The organism is Rhodovulum sp. (assembly GCF_011048875.1).
Taxonomy (GTDB): Bacteria; Pseudomonadota; Alphaproteobacteria; order Rhodobacterales; family Rhodobacteraceae; genus Rhodovulum; species Rhodovulum tesquicola.
This window is the reverse complement of the sequence record NZ_DSDD01000360.1, coordinates 1-2,600: the sequence shown is the minus strand read 5'-3', so window position 1 is coordinate 2,600 and position 2,600 is coordinate 1. Positions and strand designations below refer to the sequence as shown.

At 65.2% G+C, this 2,600-nt stretch carries 5 protein-coding genes; 2 read left to right on the top strand and 3 right to left on the bottom strand.

What is annotated here, in order from left to right:
- Together ENN83_RS12645 and ENN83_RS12640 are read right to left on the bottom strand one after the other, a co-directional pair.
- Positions 1-926: phage tail tube protein (locus tag ENN83_RS12645; RefSeq protein WP_287187513.1), on the bottom strand; the 926-nt coding region annotated here is incomplete at its 3' end.
- 24 nt (positions 927-950) lie between these two features.
- Positions 951-1,373, bottom strand: coding sequence for an acyl-CoA transferase (locus tag ENN83_RS12640; RefSeq protein ID WP_287187511.1), 423 nt, complete (start codon positions 1,371-1,373; stop codon positions 951-953).
- Between the two features lie 88 nt (positions 1,374-1,461).
- On the opposite strand from ENN83_RS12640, the gene ENN83_RS12635 reads away from it, so the two are divergent.
- Together ENN83_RS12635 and ENN83_RS12630 are read left to right on the top strand one after the other, a co-directional pair.
- Positions 1,462-1,746: a CopG family ribbon-helix-helix protein gene (locus ENN83_RS12635; RefSeq protein WP_287187509.1), complete on the top strand. Its 285-nt coding sequence runs from the start codon at positions 1,462-1,464 to the stop codon at positions 1,744-1,746.
- Positions 1,734-2,024 carry a type II toxin-antitoxin system RelE/ParE family toxin gene (locus ENN83_RS12630; protein WP_287187507.1) on the top strand — a complete coding sequence of 97 codons (291 nt, stop codon included), beginning with the start codon at positions 1,734-1,736 and terminating at the stop codon, positions 2,022-2,024. Before ENN83_RS12635 ends, ENN83_RS12630 begins: the two co-directional genes overlap by 13 nt.
- A 13-nt stretch (positions 2,025-2,037) precedes the next feature.
- Here the strand turns inward: ENN83_RS12630 and ENN83_RS12625 are convergent.
- On the bottom strand, positions 2,038-2,600 hold a 563-nt coding region (locus ENN83_RS12625; RefSeq protein WP_287187505.1), incomplete at its 5' end, for a DUF6441 family protein.

Genomic DNA, 2,600 nt, shown 5'->3' with positions numbered 1-2,600 from the left:
AGGGTGTTGACGAGGACGGCGGTGCACATGCGGGCGGGGCTGGTGGCCTTGGCCGCCTGCCAGTCGAAGCTGGCCTGCACACCCTGCGGCCCGGCGATCTCAATGCGCGGGATCGGCAGATAGACGGCATGCGCGGTGAAGGTGAAGCTGGCGTTAGCCCCGATGCTGTAGACGAACTCCAACTCGCAGGGCGTGCCGTCGATGGCTTGGGTCACCAGCGACGTGTCGGAGAATCGCACCTCGATCCGGCCAGTGAGCGCCGCCATGGTTGGGTCAGCGCCGTCGATGCGCCCATCGCCGCGTATGGTCTCGATCCGGTCGAGGTTGTTGGAATAGGTGATCTCGGCCGAGACGACATTGCCCGGGGCCGTGCCGTTGCGCTTCACAGTGCCGTTGAAGTGGCCGAAACGCTGCAGGCCCAGCGCGGTTGGCGTGCCAGCCGCCGTGGCAGCAGCGATGGTTTCGCCTTGCGCCACAAGCCGGGCAGTCGCCGTCAGCAGACCGGATCGCTGCATCTGCCACGACAACTGATCCAGCACGCAGCCGGAATACATGGCGAAACGCGGCACCTCCGGCATCGCTGTTTCAATCGCCATGCTGGTCAGGGTCCAGTTGCCCGACTGGAAGGTGTGGGTTTTGGGCGTGGTGCCGCTGGTGACTGGCTGGCCGAAGGCGGCCTTCAGCCAGAACCCGAACGCCTCCACATCGATGGGGATCACCACCTCGCCGTCAGCCGTAACCGCGTCCTTGATCGGGGCCAGGGGATCGCGTCCATAGCCCAGAAGTTCGGATTCCAGCAGGGGTTGTTCCGCCCCGAGCGTCGCCCGGGCGAAGGGCATCAGCCGGAATCCACTCACCGGCGGGGTGCCGTAAACCGTCTCATACGCAAGCGCCATCTGCGCCCGCGCGCCTTGCGCACGTGCCATGTAAGTTTCCTCGATGTTGGGGTGTCAGGCCAGGGGGCCGGTGGTGGTGTAGTGCAAGACGACGGTGATCACCGCCGCCTTCAGCGCAGCTGCGCCCTCGATGGGCAGATCGACGGAGGCCGGGGCTTCGGGTTCGACCCAGTCGCAGAGGCCGCCAAGTGTGCGGTCGGCTTCCATCGCTGCGCCGATGGCAGCGATCAGAGTGTCGAAGGCGCTGGCCCGGCCATTCGGCGCCTGTACGATAACTTCCAACTCAGCCCGGTGCTGGTAGTGATAGCGCAGGGGCGAGGGCGTGATTTCCGGTTCGCCCGGCTGGCCGTTTCGCAGAATGATCAGCCCGGCAGTTGGGATCCGTTCGGGCAGGACCTCTTCACGCAGGACAAGGGCTGCAAGCGGCTGTAGCCGCGCGTGCAGCGCGACGAGGATGGTTTCGCGGGTGGTGGGCATGACGGCGAACTTCCTGAATTGTGACTTCTGTGGTGGTCGCAGATGTGCTAAAGGTAATACCCGTGAATACTCGCCCGGAGCAGCTCCCATGAACGCCGTCCGCCCCATCGCCGTAAAGCTCGATCAGGACACCCGTGACCGCCTCAAGCGGTTGGCGGATGCCAAGGACCGCTCCACGCATTGGATGCTGCGTGAGGCCGTGGCGCAGTTCGTAGATCGCGAAGAGAAGCGCGAAGCGTTCCGGCAAGCCGGGCTGCAGGCCTGGCAGGAGTATCAGGCGACCGGCAAACACGTGACCCATGACGAAGCCGATGCCTGGCTTGCCAGGCTGGAAGCGGGCGAAGAGGCGGCAGCACCTGAATGCCACGACTGATCTGGTCGCCCGCAGCGCTGCGGGATGTCGAGCGGCTTTACCGTTTCCTTGCCGACAAGAACCCTGATGCTGCGCGACGCGCCGCCAAGTCCATCCGTGAAGGCATGAACATCCTGCGCGATCAACCGGCAGCTGGGCGGCCAGTCGAGGACATGGAACCGGAATTCCGCGAGTGGCTGATCACCTTTGGCGACAGTGGCTATGTGTCGCTCTATCGGTTCGACGGCGAAACGGCGGTGGTCTTGGCTGGGCGCCATCAACATGAGGCGGGCTACTGACAGGAAACCGCGATCACACTTTCCCGTCCACCCAATTTGCAATGATCCGCCCCGGCACGCCGTCCACCGCCCGTTCTGCGTCCCGCGCCAGATCCAGCCGTTTATGCAGCTTGACCTGCGGCACCAGCAGGAAGATCGGCACGGTCGCCACGCCGCGACCGGTCTTCGACTTCGATGCCACGGCCCGACCCTTCGAGTTCAACCTCCCCTCGGCCACAAGCAGGCTCGGCCCTCTGCGGCGGTAAATGAACCGTAGACGCAATCCCGTACGGCGTTCCCATTCGCCGGGGGTGATCCGCCCGCCTTTCGTGCTCTTCCCGGCGGCTGGGGTCGGGATCGCCAACCAGAACCCATCCCTGGACCGGATCAGTGGCCCGGTGTCATGCGCGCCGATGATGACTGGGGCGTTGGACCAGACCAGCGCCGCCGCGTTCAGGCTATCGCTACCCTTGGGATAGCTGGCGAGGCGGATGGAGTTGCCAAGCCTGGTGCCGAGGCCAGCGCCGGTGATCTGGCCCCGCCATGCGGATTTCAGGGAGGTGCCTGCCTCGCGCATGGCGGCAGACACCGCCTTTT

What these genes read in the sequence shown, in the direction of transcription:
- ENN83_RS12630 (WP_287187507.1), top strand. Translation starts at nt 1,734, where the DNA reads ATGCCACGACTGATCTGGTCGCCCGCAGCGCTGCGGGATGTCGAGCGG.
- ENN83_RS12640 (WP_287187511.1), bottom strand. Translation starts at nt 1,373, where the DNA reads ATGCCCACCACCCGCGAAACCATCCTCGTCGCGCTGCACGCGCGGCTA.
- ENN83_RS12635 (WP_287187509.1), top strand. Translation starts at nt 1,462, where the DNA reads ATGAACGCCGTCCGCCCCATCGCCGTAAAGCTCGATCAGGACACCCGT.